General features: G+C 60.3%; 9 protein-coding genes. 8 read left to right on the top strand and 1 reads right to left on the bottom strand.

Annotated elements, in window-relative coordinates; all coding sequences use genetic code 11:
• Nucleotides 1–200 precede the first annotated feature (200 nt).
• The 6 genes from ABFB52_RS22260 (at nt 201) to argR (ending at nt 5,444) form a co-directional block, all read left to right on the top strand.
• Nucleotides 201–974 (top strand): ABC transporter substrate-binding protein, encoded by a 774-nt coding sequence (locus ABFB52_RS22260; RefSeq protein ID WP_064383630.1) that lies wholly within the window; start codon nt 201–203, stop codon nt 972–974.
• A 91-nt stretch (nt 975–1,065) separates the two neighbouring features.
• On the top strand, nt 1,066–1,755 hold the full coding sequence (locus tag ABFB52_RS22255; protein ID WP_129974036.1) for an ABC transporter permease: 690 nt from the start codon (nt 1,066–1,068) through the stop codon (nt 1,753–1,755).
• On the top strand, nt 1,752–2,450 hold the full coding sequence (locus tag ABFB52_RS22250) for an ABC transporter permease (RefSeq protein WP_011335540.1): 699 nt from the start codon (nt 1,752–1,754) through the stop codon (nt 2,448–2,450). Before ABFB52_RS22255 ends, ABFB52_RS22250 begins: the two co-directional genes overlap by 4 nt.
• Before the next feature lies 1 nt (nt 2,451).
• A complete protein-coding gene (locus ABFB52_RS22245; RefSeq protein WP_102688620.1) occupies nt 2,452–3,564 on the top strand; it encodes a succinylglutamate desuccinylase/aspartoacylase family protein in 1,113 nt (370 codons plus the stop codon).
• Between the two features lie 23 nt (nt 3,565–3,587).
• A complete protein-coding gene (locus ABFB52_RS22240; RefSeq protein ID WP_129974035.1) occupies nt 3,588–4,352 on the top strand; it encodes an ATP-binding cassette domain-containing protein in 765 nt (254 codons plus the stop codon).
• Between the two features lie 111 nt (nt 4,353–4,463).
• Nucleotides 4,464–5,444: a transcriptional regulator ArgR gene (argR, locus tag ABFB52_RS22235; RefSeq protein WP_011335538.1), complete on the top strand. Its 981-nt coding sequence runs from the start codon at nt 4,464–4,466 to the stop codon at nt 5,442–5,444.
• A 48-nt stretch (nt 5,445–5,492) separates the two neighbouring features.
• Here argR and ABFB52_RS22230 read toward each other — a convergent pair whose 3' ends face one another.
• Entirely contained in the window at nt 5,493–13,232 is a 7,740-nt protein-coding gene (locus ABFB52_RS22230) for a DUF6543 domain-containing protein (RefSeq protein WP_129974034.1), read from the bottom strand.
• Nucleotides 13,233–13,538: 306 nt separating this feature from the next.
• On the opposite strand from ABFB52_RS22230, the gene ABFB52_RS22225 reads away from it, so the two are divergent.
• Both ABFB52_RS22225 and aruF read left to right on the top strand, forming a co-directional pair.
• Complete coding sequence (locus tag ABFB52_RS22225) at nt 13,539–14,759, top strand: aspartate aminotransferase family protein (protein WP_064598809.1); 1,221 nt, start codon at nt 13,539–13,541, stop codon at nt 14,757–14,759.
• 131 nt (nt 14,760–14,890) lie between these two features.
• Nucleotides 14,891–15,910: an arginine/ornithine succinyltransferase subunit alpha gene (gene aruF, locus ABFB52_RS22220; protein WP_011335535.1), complete on the top strand. Its 1,020-nt coding sequence runs from the start codon at nt 14,891–14,893 to the stop codon at nt 15,908–15,910.
• Nucleotides 15,911–15,942: the final 32 nt, after the last annotated feature.

The raw sequence follows: 15,942 nt of genomic DNA, 5'->3' as shown, positions 1-15,942 counted from the left end.
TAGTTGTCGCATTGAAGAAATATCGGCTTCGGGCCTGTCGTTAGAATGCCGATCACTCGCTCGTCGTGGCTTGCGTTGAAGCCTTCGCGGTTTTGACTGGAAATGTCCCACGCACGCAGCAACCGATTTCGTTACACCCATTCGCATATTGGGCTGTCGCTCACTCTGCCGTTTTTGCCCTTTACCGATGGAGTCCCAAGATGAAGAAACTTGTGCTGCTTGGCGCCCTGGCACTGTCCGTGCTGTCCCTGCCGACATTCGCCGATGAAAAGCCTCTGAAAATCGGTATCGAAGCGGCTTACCCTCCATTCGCCTCCAAAGCGCCGGACGGCAGCATCGTCGGTTTCGACTACGACATCGGCAACGCGCTGTGCGAAGAAATGAAGGTCAAGTGCCAGTGGGTCGAGCAAGAGTTCGACGGTCTGATCCCGGCACTGAAAGTGCGCAAGATCGACGCGATCCTGTCGTCCATGTCGATCACTGAAGACCGCAAGAAGTCCGTGGACTTCACCAACAAGTACTACAACACCCCGGCCCGCCTCGTGATGAAGGAAGGCACTCAGGTCAGCGAAGGTCTGGCTGAGCTGAAGGGCAAGAACATCGGCGTACAACGTGGTTCGATCCACGAGCGCTTTGCCCGCGAAGTCCTGGCCCCGCTGGGTGCCGAGATCAAGCCGTACGGCTCGCAGAACGAAATCTACCTCGACGTGGCCGCCGGCCGCCTCGACGGCACCGTGGCGGACGCTACGCTGTTGAATGACGGCTTCCTGAAAACCGACGCCGGCAAAGGCTTCGCGTTCGTGGGCCCGGCGTTCACCGACGTCAAATACTTCGGCGACGGCGTAGGCATCGCGGTACGCAAGGGCGACGCCCTGAAAGACAAGATCAACACCGCCATCGCGGCCATCCGCGAGAACGGCAAGTACAAGGCAATCCAGGACAAGTACTTCGACTTCGACATTTACGGCAAGTAAAGACGTCGCTCGACCCGTCCGAAATGGCGCAAGCAACAGGATCTCTGCGGTTTGCGCCATTTTTTCATCCCAACTTTCGAGGACCTGAATCATGTTGAAAGGCTACGGGGCTGTCATCCTCGATGGCGCTTGGCTGACGCTTCAGCTCGCCTTGTCGTCCATGGGCCTGGCCATCGTTCTCGGGCTGATCGGCGTCGCGTTGCGCCTGTCGCCGGTGCGCTGGCTGGCGTGGCTGGGCGATCTGTATTCCACGGTGATTCGCGGGATTCCCGACCTGGTGCTGATCCTGCTGATCTTCTACGGCGGTCAGGACCTGCTCAACCGCGTCGCACCGATGCTCGGCTATGACGACTACATCGACCTGAACCCGCTGGCCGCCGGTATCGGCACCCTCGGTTTCATCTTTGGTGCTTACCTGTCGGAAACCTTCCGCGGCGCGTTCATGGCAATCCCCAAAGGTCAGGCCGAAGCCGGCATGGCGTACGGCATGAGCAGCTTCCAGGTGTTCTTCCGGGTGCTGGTGCCGCAGATGATTCGTCTGGCGATTCCGGGCTTCACCAACAACTGGCTGGTGTTGACCAAGGCCACCGCGCTGATTTCCGTGGTCGGTCTGCAAGACATGATGTTCAAGGCCAAGCAGGCGGCCGACGCCACTCGCGAGCCTTTCACCTTCTTCCTCGCAGTGGCGGCGATGTACCTGGTGATCACCAGTGTCTCGTTGCTGGCGCTGCGTCACCTTGAGAAGCGCTACTCGGTAGGCGTAAGGGCGGCTGATCTATGATCTTCGACTACAACGTCATTTGGGAGGCCCTGCCGCTGTACTTCGGCGGTCTGGTCACCACCCTCAAGTTGCTCGCGCTGTCGCTGTTCTTCGGTCTGCTCGCGGCCCTGCCGCTGGGCCTGATGCGCGTATCCAAGAACGCTGTGGTCAATGGCGCAGCCTGGCTCTACACCTACGTGATTCGCGGCACGCCGATGCTGGTTCAACTGTTCCTGATCTACTACGGTCTGGCCCAGTTCGAAGCGGTGCGTGAAAGCTTCTTGTGGCCGTGGCTGTCCAGCGCAACGTTCTGTGCGTGCCTGGCGTTCGCGATCAACACCAGCGCCTACACCGCTGAAATCATCGCCGGCAGCCTGAAGGCCACGCCGAACGGCGAGATCGAAGCGGCCAAGGCCATGGGTATGTCGCGCGTCAAGATGTACAAGCGCATCCTGCTGCCATCGGCCCTGCGCCGGGCGCTGCCGCAGTACAGCAACGAAGTGATCATGATGCTGCAGACCACCAGTCTGGCGTCCATCGTGACCCTGATCGACATCACCGGCGCGGCCCGTACCGTCAACGCGCAGTTCTATCTGCCGTTCGAGGCGTACATCACCGCCGGCGTGTTCTACCTGTGCCTGACCTTCATTCTGGTGCGCCTGTTCAAGCTGGCCGAGCGTCGCTGGCTGAGCTATCTGGCCCCGAGGAAGCACTGATATGGAACGCATCGACCACGTTCTGCCGTGGAGCCACCTGGGCAGCGAGCGCCGGATTTCGGTATTTCGCTTCGGGAGCGGCGAGCGCAAGGCCTACATCCAGGCCAGCCTCCACGCTGACGAACTGCCCGGCATGCGCACCGCCTGGGAACTGAAAAAACGCCTCGGCGAACTCGAAGCCAAGGGCCTGCTCAACGGCGTCATCGAACTGGTGCCGGTGGCCAACCCGCTGGGTCTTGGCCAGTTGCTGCAAGGCAACCATCAGGGCCGTTTCGAGGCCGGCAGCGGCAAGAATTTCAACCGTGATTTCGTCGAGCTCAGCGCCCCCGTGGCCGCCAGGCTGGAAGGACAACTCGGTGATGATCCGCGCGCCAACATCCGTTTGATCCGTCAGGCGATGGCCGATCATCTGGCCGAATTGCCTGAGGCGAGTAGCCAGTTGCAAGGCATGCAGCGCATCCTGCTGCAACACGCCGCCACCGCCGATGTGGTGCTGGATCTGCATTGCGACTGTGAAGCCGCGCTGCACATGTACGCCTTGCCCCAGCACTGGCCGCAGTGGCGTTCGCTCGCCGCGCACCTGGATGTGAAGGTCGGTTTGCTGGCTGAAGATTCCGGTGGCAGCTCCTTCGATGAAGCCTGTTCGCTGCCGTGGCTGCGTCTGTCGCGCCTGTTCCCGGACGCGCAGATTCCACTGGCGTGCCTGGCGACCACCGTTGAACTCGGCGGTCAGGCTGACACCACGCCGGCGCAGGCCGAAGCCTGGGCTGAAGGCATTCTGGCGTTCCTCGCCGAGCAGGGCCTGATCCGTGGCGAGTGGCCGAGCGCGGCACACGAGCCGTGCGAAGGCATGCCGTTCGAAGGCACTGAATTGCTCCTGCCGCCGCATCCTGGCGTGGTGAGTTTTCTGCGCAAGCCCGGCGAGTGGGTTGAAGCCGGTGACAAGATTTTCGAAGTGATCGATCCGCTGTCGGATCGGGTCAGCACGGTGTGTGCTGGTACGTCCGGGGTGCTGTTTGCCATTGAGCGGCTGCGTTACGCCCAACCCGGTTTCTGGCTGGCCAAAGTGGCGGGGCGCGATGCGCTGCGCGACGGCCCTTTGCTCAACGACTGACTGTTTTTGTGAGAACCGACCGCATGTACAAACTTGAAGTCCAAGACCTGCATAAACGCTATGGCAGTCACGAAGTGCTCAAGGGCGTTTCCCTGAAAGCGGCCGCCGGCGATGTGATCAGCATCATCGGCTCCAGTGGCTCCGGCAAAAGTACTTTCCTGCGCTGCATCAACCTGCTCGAGCAGCCGCACGCGGGCAAGATCCTGCTCAACAACGAAGAGCTGAAACTGGTAGCGAACAAGGACGGCGCGCTGAAAGCCGCTGATCCGAAACAGTTGCAACACATGCGTTCGCGCCTGTCGATGGTGTTCCAGCACTTCAACCTGTGGTCGCACATGACCGCGCTGGAAAACATCATGGAAGCGCCGGTTCACGTGCTGGGCGTGTCCAAGGCCGAAGCCCGCGAGAAAGCCGAGCACTACCTGAACAAGGTGGGTGTGGCCCATCGTAAGGACGCGTTCCCGGGGCACATGTCCGGTGGCGAACAGCAGCGCGTGGCAATCGCCCGTGCGCTGGCGATGGAACCGGAAGTGATGCTGTTCGACGAACCGACTTCCGCCCTCGACCCGGAACTGGTCGGCGACGTGCTGAAAGTCATGCAGGCCCTCGCTCAGGAAGGCCGGACCATGGTGGTGGTGACCCACGAAATGGGCTTCGCCCGTGAAGTGTCGAATCAGTTGGTGTTCCTGCACAAAGGCGTCGTCGAAGAAAGCGGCAACCCGCGTGAAGTGCTGGTCAATCCGCAATCGGAACGTTTGCAACAATTCCTCTCGGGCAGCCTCAAGTAATCGCTCCCGTTATGCACCAGATTAGGTCATGCTGCGCAGCGCGCCAGATGGTCTAATTTGGTTGCAGCCGATTTCGGTTTTTCCCTCTGTTTACGTTTCGGATCGCCCGCCATGACTGCCCATCGAATTGGTTTCCTGATTTGGCCCAGCACTAAAGCTCTGACTTTGGCGCTGGCAGAGGAGGCCTTGCGTGTTGCCCAGCGTGTGCATCCGGACGTGGTTTACGAGTTGTCCTTCCTGCAGGCCGAAGCACCGGCCGAGGGTGAATGGCAACTGCCCGGCGAACCCTGGGCCGGCAAACTCGAAAACTTCCAGAAACTGTTCCTGCTCGCCGATGAGCCACCGACCACGTTGGCGCCGGCGCTTAGCAGCGCGCTCAAGCAACTGGTGCGTGCCGGTTGTGTAATCGGCGGTCTGTCGGCCGGTGTGTACCCGCTGGCGCAACTCGGTCTGCTCGACGGTTACCGCGCCGCCGTGCACTGGCGCTGGCAGGACGATTTCGCCGAACGCTTCCCGAAAGTCATCGCCACCAGTCATCTGTTCGACTGGGATCGTGATCGCCTGACGGCGTGCGGCGGCATGTCGGTGCTCGATCTGTTGCTGGCGGTGCTGGCCCGCGATCATGGTGCGGAACTGGCCGGTGCGGTCTCTGAAGAACTGGTGGTCGAGCGCATCCGCGAAGGCGGCGAGCGTCAGCGCATTCCATTGCAGAACCGCCTCGGCTCCAGCCATCCGAAGCTCACTCAGGCGGTGCTGCTGATGGAAGCCAACATCGAAGAGCCGCTGACCACCGACGAAATCGCCCAGCATGTGTGCGTGTCCCGTCGCCAGCTGGAGCGGATCTTCAAGCAATACCTCAACCGCGTGCCGAGCCAGTACTACCTCGAGCTGCGCCTGAACAAGGCCCGGCAGATGTTGATGCAAACCAGCAAGTCGATCATCCAGATCGGCCTGTCGTGCGGTTTTTCCTCGGGACCGCATTTCTCCAGCGCCTATCGCAACTTCTTCGGCGCCACGCCGCGGGAAGACCGCAACCAGCGGCGCAGCAGCAGTCCGTTCGAACTGTCGTCGGTGCCGCCAGAGCGCGGTTGATCCCTCACCAATTACGCCATGGCATTGGCTGCCATGGCGCTGTATCGGTCAGTCCTCGATTTCCAGATCAGGCCTCATTTCAGCCGGGCGCGGTGCATCGTCGATGCCGGCGACGTTCAGGTTGTTGCCAGTCTCCTGATAGTAGGCCCGGATTCTTGCTTTGCTCTCGGTCGACAACGGGTTATCGCGCAAGTCGTAGCGGTCGCCGACTGCCGCGGGCACATCCATGATTTCTTCCGGCACGTCTGTGATCGCATTGCCGGACAGATCAATCTCGTTCCAGTGCAGGTTTTCCAGTACGCCTCGCGGTATTTCGGTAATTCCGGTATCGCTCAGGTCGAGGTCGGTCAGGCCATACAGGTTGCTGACGTCCGGCGTCAGCCCCAGCGGGTTGTCGCGCAGGTTGAGTACCTCGAGTTTGTCCATGCTCGCCAGTGCTGCTGCCGATTCGGGTGTCAGCCTGATTTTGCAGTCCGGCAGGCTCAGGGCGGTCAACTGATTCATGGTGAAAATATCCTCGGGAATATCGCCGAGATCGCATTCGCGAATGGCCAGGCTGTCCAGGCCGGGAAAAGCTTCAAGGAAGCGTCCGAGCCTTGATGAGTGGCTTTCACCCACCAGGAACAGGTCCGGCACGTAGGGCAATGGGGCGCCGAGTGTCGGCAACTCGCCGATGAAACTCACAGTGTGGCTGAACCCGAAACTGTCGAGACTCGAGTCCTCCATCGGGATCTGGCGCCAGCAGGTCAGCAGTGCTTCGGCGAACTGCGTACGCAGTTGTTCCTGACGTAGTCGCTCGGTTACGGGCAGCGGTTGGCCGTCAGGCGCACTCACAGGGATGTCGCTGCTCCAATGAGCGAGGCTGCGGGTGAGATCGCTCAGCGCCATTTCCCTTCTTGCTACTTCCTGACGGCCATCAGCCAACGTGCCGCTCAGGCGATAGAGGAAGGTGCTGGCCTGATCATCGTCCAGCGCCGGATAAAGCGTTTGCACCCGAGCCCGATCTGCCTCTTCGGCAAGCACGCCCAGATCACCTCCGGTGCGCCGGAAGTAATCCTTGACCCGCTCTCGCGTCGCCGGGCTCAGAGGGTTGTTGCCAAAGTCGTAACCGTTACCGATTTCCGCCGGAAGGTTGAAAACTTCGTCAGGAATTTCGTTGAGCCGGTTGTTGTTGAGGATGACGATTTCTAGTTGCGGATGGTTGATCATTCCGTCGGGAATTTCGCTGATCGCGGTGCCGGCCAGATCGAGAAAATCCAGCGCCGGCAAGGAGCGGATGTCTGGCGCCAGTCCCAGAGGGTTGTTGTACAAGTCGAGTTTTTTCAATCGTGTCAGCGAAGCAAGGGTGAAACGGCCCTCGACATCCAGCGTCACCGCGCAATTGCTCAGTACCAGATTTTCCAGGGCTGGCATACGCCGGAACGAATCCGGTATTTGCTGCAATCCAAGATCGCGCAGCTCCAGTGTTTCCAGCCCTGAAAAGGCGTCGAAGAAGCCATCTCCGGCGCGCAATTGGGCGTTGCCGGTGATCGACAATGTGGTGACGTGGCTGAAGTCGGCGCTCAGAGAGGGCAGCTCGCCGATGAAAGGGAGATTGAGGATCAGCCTGTCTGATCGCATCTCCGGTTGTGCGGTCGAGCGTGCGCGCCAGAACGCTTGCAGGTCACGGCGATATTGATCGCGGCCGGTGCGTTCAACGATTTTGTCCTCATCTGTGAGTGGCGTACCGGTGGACGGATGTTGCTCGGGAACCTCACTGACCCAACGGTTCAGGGTTGTATCGAGTTGCTGCCATTGCGTTTCCCACTGAGCGATTTGAAGTCGACCCTGAGCGACGGTTCCCGGCAACAAGTACAACATTCGATTGGCTTGTTCGGCGTCGAGGCTCGGAAACAAAAGGCGCACACGGTCGATGTCCGCCGTCGGCATCGATACCCCGAAGTCTTGCCGGTTGTGCTGGTAGCGGGTCTTGATCCGCTCGCGAGTGGCGGGTGAAAACGGGTTTTCGCCAAGCATGAATTGGTTGGGTGAAAGCGCAGGGCGATCGAGCAGGCTGTCGGGAAGCTCGCTGATCCGGTTGTGTTCGAAGTTGGCCATGATCAGGGTCGGGTGCTCGACCAGGCCTTCCGGCAGATGAGAGATCCCGGTGTCGATCAGGCGCACGTGAGTCAGCGCCGGCAAGGTCTTCAACTCTGGTGCAGCGCCCAGCGGGTTGTGGCTCAGATTGAGGAACTGTAGACGGCTCATGGACGACAGGCGGGCCTGAGTCGGCGGCGTCAGGGTCAGCTCGCAGTACTCCAGCACCAGGCGCTCCAGCAACGGCATGCGTTCGCAAGCTTCGGGCAATTGCTCCAGTTTGAACTCGTGCAGTTCCAGATGACGCAGGCCGGTGAAAGGCCAAAGAAAAGCATCGATGCCGCTCAGGGCCGGATTGCCGTCAAGGGTCAGCTCGGCGATGTGGCTGAAGTCAGCCGACAGCACGGGCAAATCGCCAATGAACGGCAGCTCTGCGATCAGCACATTGCCCCTTTGCGTGGCTTTTTCGGCAAACCGGAAGCGCCACAGTTCTTCGATTCGTTGGGCAAACAGCTTTCTGTTGGTCTGCATCACGAACACCTGCCGGGGATTGAGCACCTGCCCCGTGTCCGGATGAATACTCGGTCCTGCCGCTGCCCACCGTGCAAGGTCGGCATCCAGTTGGCGGATTTCTGCCTGCCAGTGCCGCAGCTGGCTTCGGCCATGTTCAATCGAGCCCGGCAAGCTGTAGAACACATCGCTGGCGTCTTGCGCGTCGAGGTCGGGAAACAGCTGCTGGGTGGTTTCTATATCTGCAAGGTCGGCGAGTACGGCGAAATCCTGCCCGGTCTCGCGGTTGTATTGTTTGATCCGCTCGCGAGTGCTGGCGCTCAGTGGATTGTTCGAGAGGTCGTAGCCGTCACCGGCCTGAGCCGATAATTCAAACAGGCTCTCGGGTAATTCGGTGATCTGGTTTTCACTGAGGATCGCCGTCTTGAGCGTCGGATGGTCGATCAGGCCAGGCGGGACTTCCAGCAGGCCCGTGCGTGAAAGGTCGAGGTAGGTCAGCGAGTTCAGGGTTTGCAGATCGGGCACCAGATTCAGCGGATTGCCCGGTAACTCCAGTGATTCGAGTCTGGGCATTGCGGCCAGCGCTGTCAGTGATTCGGCGGTCAGGCTCACGCCACAGCTATCCAGCACCAGGACTTCCAGCGTCGACAGGTTTTTGAGCGTCTCGCTCAGTTGATCCAGTTGGCCGTTGCGAAAGAACAGCCGTTTGAGCCGGGAGAAACTTCGCAGAAACGCCGCGTCACCGCGCAAGCCTTTATTCCCGTTGATGGTCAGCGCAGTGATGTGATTGAAGTCCGCGCTCAGTATCGGAAGGTCACCAATGAATTTGGCCTCGGCCGTAAAAACATCGGCCCTGGCGTGCGGATGGATTTTCGAGCGGTGACGCCACAGGCGCAGCAGATTGCCGGCAAACGTCTCGCGTGCATCCTGTTCGGTGAAGCGTTCGTTGGCTTCCAGCATCGCACCGCTGATCGGGTCGCGGTCGGGAATGTCTCGGGCCCAAAGATTCAGATCGGCACTCAGCGTGGCCAGCTCGGTTTCCCACGCCGTCAGTTGCAAGCGGCCCTGAACCAGTGAGCCGGGCAGGCGATAAATCAGGCCGCTGGCCTGGCCCTCGTCGATATCTGGAAACAGGGCCGTGGTGCGGGTGATATCGGCCTGTTCGGCACGTACGCCAAAATTGACGCCGGTGCGGGTGAAACAGGTTTTTACCCGCTCGCGTGTGGCGGCAGTGAGTGGATTACCGGAAAAGTCGTATCCGGCAGCCGCAGCAGGCGAGAGTTCGAACAACGCTTCAGGCAGTGTGGTGATCCGGTTATCGGTCAGCCAGGCGCTCCTGATTTGCGGGTGATCGATCAAGCCGGGCGGGACTTCGGCAATCCCGGTGCGGGACAGGTTGAGGTAGGTCAGCGATGGCAGGAAGGTTAAATCGAAGCTGCTGCCGAGTGGGTTGTCCTTGAGATCCAGTTCAACCAGTTCATTGAGTGAAGTGAGCAGCGTCTGGTTTTCCGGGGTCAGGATGATTCCACATTTGCGCAGCCTTAATCGGCGCAGCGCGGACAGGGTCGAGAGGTTTTGCGGCAGGGTGTGCAAGTCGAAGTTCTGCAGGTCGAGTCGGGATAGAAGAGGGAAGCGTTCAATAAATGTTTCGATGCCTGCCGATGCTCCGCTGCCGCTCAGTTCCAGGCTGTTTACATGGCTGAAGTCTGCCGCCAGCACCGGCAGATCGCCCAGCAAGGGTTCGATAAAACGCATGCGATAGCCAAAGCGTTCCGGAGTCTCGCGGCGCCAGCAGCTGAGCAGGGTTCGGGCGAAAAGCTGTCGATCACGAGCGGCGGCAGCTCGTCGGGCGATAGACAGTTCCTGGCCGGTGGCGGGATCGATCCGTACGTCTCTCAGGCGCCATAGATCAAGGTCGTTTTCCAGGCGGGCGTATTCAAGGCGCAGTCGTGACAGCTCGGCGATCGGATTCTCCAGATGGTTTTGCAGGCGTTGCACCATGGCCTGCAGGCCTTCTTGGGTGATCCCGGGAAAAACATCGCGCACCCGCATGTCCAGGGTCGGCGGAGAACCATCGGGTGACAGATTGCGTGAGTAACCGTCAGTGCCCAGCAGGCGCAAAGTGTCGACGTCGGTGGCGGGAGAGGATTCGACCGCCAGTGTGAGTCGCAGACTGTCGCGTGGCAGAGGATTGTCGCGAATGAGCTGGCGGAGCTTTTGTCCTTCGCCGATTTGCAGATTCAACGCCTGACGTCGGTCGTCGGGCAGGGCTTGCAGCACGCTGGTGTAGAAATCCGTCGGGCCGTGCAATTCCAGTCCGGCCTGATCAAACGGCTGCCACGTGCCATCGGCTCGGCGTACCAGGATTTTTTCGATAGGGGCGCCCATGGGACCGGTGGTGTCGAGCCGCTTTCCCGCGAACGATTGGTCACGCACTTCAAGGCTGACGGTGTCCGACCAGCCTGGCAGCAGCGGCAGGCTGTGCAGCGCCAAAGTCTCGAAATCCTGGTTATGCACCGAATCGATTTCCAGTCCTTCATAAGCCCGGGTGATGCGTAGCTCGTGCAATGCGGTTTCAGAGAGCTGTTGCTGACGCTCCGGAAGCACGTCTTCACTCAGCTGCGTCAGTTCGGTGCCGGTGGCGGTGTGAATGAGTTCTTCGGTGATCCTGACAGGCAGGTTCGGTACGTGCCGCGCCACCTGTTTCACCAGCGGTGTAGCGCGATGCTGGCTTGACTCATAGCGTTGTTCGAACAGGGCAGGGCGCTGTTGCCTGGCAATCTGCGCGAGTCGGCTGCGAAGTTGACGGACGCGTACATCCAGGGCGATTTTTTGCCCGAACTCTTCATTGAGCAGGGTGCTGATTTCGGGTTCATCGAGAGCCCGCAGCAATGTCTTGAGCAGGTCGTTGTCGATCAGACGATTAACGTGAACGTCCGTTAGCGGGAGCTGCACATCATCGGAGGATTGCCAGAGCGTCGCTCCCTCGGCGTCGATCAGGCGCAGCCTTCTGGTTTTCGGCCACAAGCCTTGTTCGTTCAGCAATTGCAGCTGGATCAGCGGATCTGCCTCGCGATAAACCGTTGGTTCGTCGCTGGTGATCTGCTCGATGAACACCTGCAAGTCCCGATCGATCCGGAAACGCTCAATGGTGTCGGCGAGCAGTGGCGGAACACGCTCCTGATTCATGTGCATTTTGCGCAAACCGTCTTCGGTGTAGCCGCTGATTTTCAGAATGCGTTCGCGCTGCGCCGGGGTAAATGACTCCACGCTGTGGCCGATTCGCTGCAACGCCGTGGCGGTGTCCCATCGCAGCGGATTTTCCAGCTCGGTGTGAAAAGCCCCTTCGCCGTTATGCCGCACGACAGGTTCGTAGGTGTCGGTGCGTGAGGGGTGTTCGATGCGCAGTTGACCGGGTATCTCGTGATCGTTGACCGCGTAGTGCGTCTGATCCAGCGGTAGCAGTTTTTTGCCCTGATGCCAGTGCAGACCCTGGGCGTCGGGCAGGGAGCCTGCCGCTGGCAGGGTGTCACGGGCGTAGCTGCTCAGATCCGGCTTCCAGTACAGGGTTTTGCCGTTGCGCAGTTTCACGGGTTGAAACCGATCCATGAATGCCACCACTTCGGGCGGCAGTACCTTGGGCAGTTCGGCCATGGCGACACTGGTGCCAATCCCGAAAGCACCCAGTTGAATCAGTGATTCCAGTGCAGCGAAGTAGTGCGCACAGGCTTCGGTGGTTTGGCCTTCGGCCAAATCGACATAGAACGTGAAAAGCTCGTCGAGCAGCTGATAGGTGATGTACGCCATCATCATTTCACCCAGAAACGGCACGAACGGCAGAACGACGAACGCGGCGATTTCCAGGATCGACGTTGCGACACTGACAAACGAATCCCAGCGCCTCCAGCGTGCATTGCGATCGACCATGGCAGTGGGAACAGCGATCACTGCGGCATCGTTGAGGATTTTGTTGAGCTTGCGCTGATAAAGATGTTCCCAGAGTTCACCGGCGATGGGGGTGGCCGAGAATTGCAGGTCGGGCCTTTCGATAAGGGTGTCGCGCCACGGCGGCATTTGGCTGCCGGCTTGTGGTGGGTGCCATTCCACTTTGCTCAGACGTTGCTTGAGCTGGCCGAAAAATTGTCCACGCTGTTCGTGAGCGACGAAGCGGCTGAAGAATCGCTGGTACTCCGTATCGCGCAGCTGTCGGATCAGTTCGTGTGCGAGGTCGCCCGTGGAGAGGTACTCCTTGATCGGATGATCGGGGTCGTCCGGTATGTAAGCCACCACTGCAACGGCGGTTTTCGCGCTTTCAAGGTCAGGTGCAAACACCAGGATTCCGGTCAGTGCGACCGACATCATCGTCAAATCGTGGCACAGCATGGGCTGACCGTTCATCAAAACCACGGATGTCCCGTCCAGCAGACTTTCAATCGAATGCAGATTCGCTTCTCCGATTTCGCCATTCATCCGCGCCAGCTTCAGTGCGGCGCGCAGTGCGGTTTTCTGCGCGGTATTGACCTTATGCCGCAGCACCGAAGCTGCCACCGGGTTGGCGAGCGCGAGACTTTCCTCCAGGTAGGTTTTGTATCGAGCACCGATATCCAGTTCCCGGCACAGTCGGCTGAAGGCTGGAATGCCGGGTTCTGCATTAAGTGGCGCCAGTGTCTCGAATTGTCCGGTCCCGGTCGGGCGGGTGATGAACGAGGAGCCGCTGGCGTAGGCCCCGGGTTCTGTTTCGCCCGCCTCGAAGTTATGCAATGCCGCGTCCAGCAGCGACACCGTCCACATCCGGGTGCCGGTGGTAATGCCTGCGGCCTTCACCGGGATGTACAACTGCAGAAAGGTTTCCTTGACGTTCAGCTCGAGGTCGAAACGCGTTTTCAGCGCCTCGGTCAGGATGGGCTCGGCGAAGGTGCTGGCGTTCTGTATCCGTTCGAGCATTTGATCGACGGCGTTCTGCGCGCTCATGTGCCGGGTGATGGCGTTTCTGAGCGCCTGGTGTTGCGAGGCAGGCGCTGATTTGATCGGATCCGGGAGGGCGCGACGGTTGTTCTTCAGGGCGGTGCGTCTGGCGGACGATGCCTTGCCCAACCAATCGGGGATCGCTTTCACCAGCGGTTCATAGTGGGAAGCGGGGTTTTGCGCGATCGCACCGGGCGTGGGCGAACTGGCGGGCGATTGCCCGGTGGTGGATGGCATCGTTGGCGTCCTTGAGCGTCGAAAAAGAGCTCAAGCAGAGCAAAATGCATCTTGTGTCAGGTGGTACATATGTATGACAGGCCATCCCGTCGCAATTGATATGCTCGCAGGCCTGCTGAAATGGCTGGCGGCAGTTTAAACTGCGCCTTTGCGACGCTATATGTCGCATTGCCGTAAACCCGGGAAAAACCGGGGTTTGCGCTATAAGAAGTTGTCGCTTGGCGACAAGGCCGGGCACAAAACTGTCCTTACAATCCCCCCATCGCTCGCCAGTTTCAGGCGGGTGGCCCTCATCAGGAGACTCCGATGTCCGTTGAGCACGCTGCGGTACAACGCGCCGATTTCGACCAGGTTATGGTTCCCAACTACGCGCCTGCCGCTTTCATCCCGGTGCGTGGCGCCGGTTCCCGCGTCTGGGATCAGGCCGGCCGCGAGCTGATCGACTTCGCCGGCGGCATCGCCGTCAACGTATTGGGCCATGCGCACCCGGCGCTGGTCGGTGCCTTGACCGAGCAAGCGAACAAGCTGTGGCACGTGTCCAACGTGTTCACCAACGAGCCGGCCCTGCGCCTGGCGCACAAGCTGATCGACGCCACCTTTGCCGAGCGCGTGTTCTTCTGCAACTCCGGCGCCGAAGCCAACGAGGCCGCCTTCAAGCTGGCCCGTCGTGTCGCGTTCGACCGTTTCGGCACCGAGAAATACGAAATCATCGCCGCGCTCAACAGCTTCCACGGCCGTACTCTGTTCACCGTGAACGTCGGTGGCCAGTCGAAGTACTCCGACGGTTTCGGCCCGAAAATCACCGGCATCACTCACGTGCCGTACAACGATCTGGCGGCGCTGAAAGCCGCTGTTTCGGACAAGACCTGCGCGGTCGTTCTGGAGCCGATCCAGGGCGAAGGCGGCGTGCTGCCGGCCGAGCTGGCTTACCTGCAAGGTGCCCGTGAACTGTGCGACGCGAACAACGCGCTGCTGGTGTTCGACGAAGTGCAGACCGGCATGGGCCGTACCGGCAACCTGTTCGCCTACCAGCATTTCGGTGTGGTTCCGGACATCCTGACCAGCGCCAAGAGCCTGGGCGGCGGTTTCCCGATCGCCGCGATGCTGACCACCGAAGCGCTGGCCAAACATCTGGTTGTCGGCACTCACGGCACCACTTACGGCGGCAACCCGCTGGCGTGCGCCGTGGCCGAAGCGGTGATCGACGTGATCAACACCCCTGAGGTGCTGAACGGCGTCAACGCCAAGCACGACAAGTTCAAGACCCGCCTGCAACAGATCGGCGAGAAGTACGGCCTGTTCACCCAGGTGCGCGGTCTCGGTCTGCTGATCGGTTGCGTGCTGAGCGATGCCTGGAAAGGCAAGGCCAAGGACATCTTCAACGCCGCTGAACAAGAAGGCCTGATGATTCTGCAGGCGGGTCCGGACGTAATCCGTTTCGCCCCGAGCCTGGTGGTGGAAGACGCAGACATCGACGCCGGTCTGGATCGCTTCGAACGTGCTGCGGCGAAACTGACCCAAGCCTGATTCATGCAAGACCGCCCGGCGTCTGTCGTGATCGACAGGCGCCGGGACCATTTTCCTGTGCCGGGCCTGCCCGGCATTTTTTTCCCGAGTCGGCGCTTTCGCCGACCTGAAGTAGAGAAAGGAGTGACACCATGCTGGTGATGCGCCCCGCGCAAATGGCTGATCTGGGCGAGGTACAGCGTCTGGCTGCGGACAGCCCGATTGGTGTCACTTCCTTGCCGGATGACGTTGAACGCCTGAGCGACAAGATCGCTGCGAGCGAAGCTTCGTTTGCCGCCGAAGTGAGCTTCAACGGCGAAGAGAGTTACTTCTTCGTCCTCGAAGACACCGCCACCGGCAAACTGGTGGGCTGCTCGGCAATCGTTGCTTCGGCCGGTTATTCCGAGCCGTTCTACAGCTTTCGCAACGAGACCTTCGTGCACGCTTCCCGCGAGCTGAAGATCCACAACAAGATCCACGTGCTTTCGCAGTGCCACGACCTGACCGGCAACAGCTTGCTGACCAGTTTCTACGTGCAGCGCGAGCTGGTGGGTTCACCGTGGTCTGAGCTCAACTCCCGTGGTCGTCTGCTGTTCGTCGCCAGCCATCCTGAGCGGTTCGCCGATTCGGTGGTGACCGAGATCGTCGGTTACAGCGACGAGAACGGCGACTCGCCATTCTGGGACGCCATCGGTCGCAACTTCTTCGACCTGAACTACGCCGAGGCCGAGCGTCTGTGTGGCCTGAAAAGCCGGACGTTCCTCGCCGAGCTGATGCCGCATTACCCGATCTACGTGCCGCTGCTGCCGGACTCCGCTCAGGAAGCGATGGGCCAGGTACACCCGCGTGCGCAGATCACCTTCGACATCCTGATGCGCGAAGGCTTCGAGACCGATCACTACATTGACATCTTCGACGGTGGCCCGACCCTGCATGCGCGTGTCTCGGGGATCCGTTCGATCGCCCAGAGCCGCGTGGTGCCGGTGAAACTCGGCGAGCCGGTCAAAGGTGCCGGGCGCCAGTATCTGGTGGCCAACGCCCAGTTGCAGGATTACCGCGCGGTATTGCTGGAGCTGGATTACGCGCCGGGCAAGCCGGTGACTCTGGATCTGGAAGCGGCCGAAGCCCTGGGCGTCGGTGAAGGTGCCAGCGTGCGCCTGGTGGCGGTTTAACGCCTTAGCGAGTTTCACGGGTGGCCACGGCG

Source organism: Pseudomonas sp. 9.2(2024) (genome assembly GCF_039695385.1).
Lineage (GTDB): Bacteria > Pseudomonadota > Gammaproteobacteria > Pseudomonadales > Pseudomonadaceae > Aquipseudomonas > Aquipseudomonas paraglycinae.
This window is presented reverse-complemented; position numbering and strand designations above follow the sequence as displayed.

What these genes read in the sequence shown, in the direction of transcription:
- ABFB52_RS22260 (WP_064383630.1), top strand. Translation starts at nt 201, where the DNA reads ATGAAGAAACTTGTGCTGCTTGGCGCCCTGGCACTGTCCGTGCTGTCC.
- ABFB52_RS22245 (WP_102688620.1), top strand. Translation starts at nt 2,452, where the DNA reads ATGGAACGCATCGACCACGTTCTGCCGTGGAGCCACCTGGGCAGCGAG.
- ABFB52_RS22255 (WP_129974036.1), top strand. Translation starts at nt 1,066, where the DNA reads ATGTTGAAAGGCTACGGGGCTGTCATCCTCGATGGCGCTTGGCTGACG.
- ABFB52_RS22250 (WP_011335540.1), top strand. Translation starts at nt 1,752, where the DNA reads ATGATCTTCGACTACAACGTCATTTGGGAGGCCCTGCCGCTGTACTTC.
- aruF (WP_011335535.1), top strand. Translation starts at nt 14,891, where the DNA reads ATGCTGGTGATGCGCCCCGCGCAAATGGCTGATCTGGGCGAGGTACAG.
- ABFB52_RS22225 (WP_064598809.1), top strand. Translation starts at nt 13,539, where the DNA reads ATGTCCGTTGAGCACGCTGCGGTACAACGCGCCGATTTCGACCAGGTT.
- ABFB52_RS22230 (WP_129974034.1), bottom strand. Translation starts at nt 13,232, where the DNA reads ATGCCATCCACCACCGGGCAATCGCCCGCCAGTTCGCCCACGCCCGGT.
- argR (WP_011335538.1), top strand. Translation starts at nt 4,464, where the DNA reads ATGACTGCCCATCGAATTGGTTTCCTGATTTGGCCCAGCACTAAAGCT.
- ABFB52_RS22240 (WP_129974035.1), top strand. Translation starts at nt 3,588, where the DNA reads ATGTACAAACTTGAAGTCCAAGACCTGCATAAACGCTATGGCAGTCAC.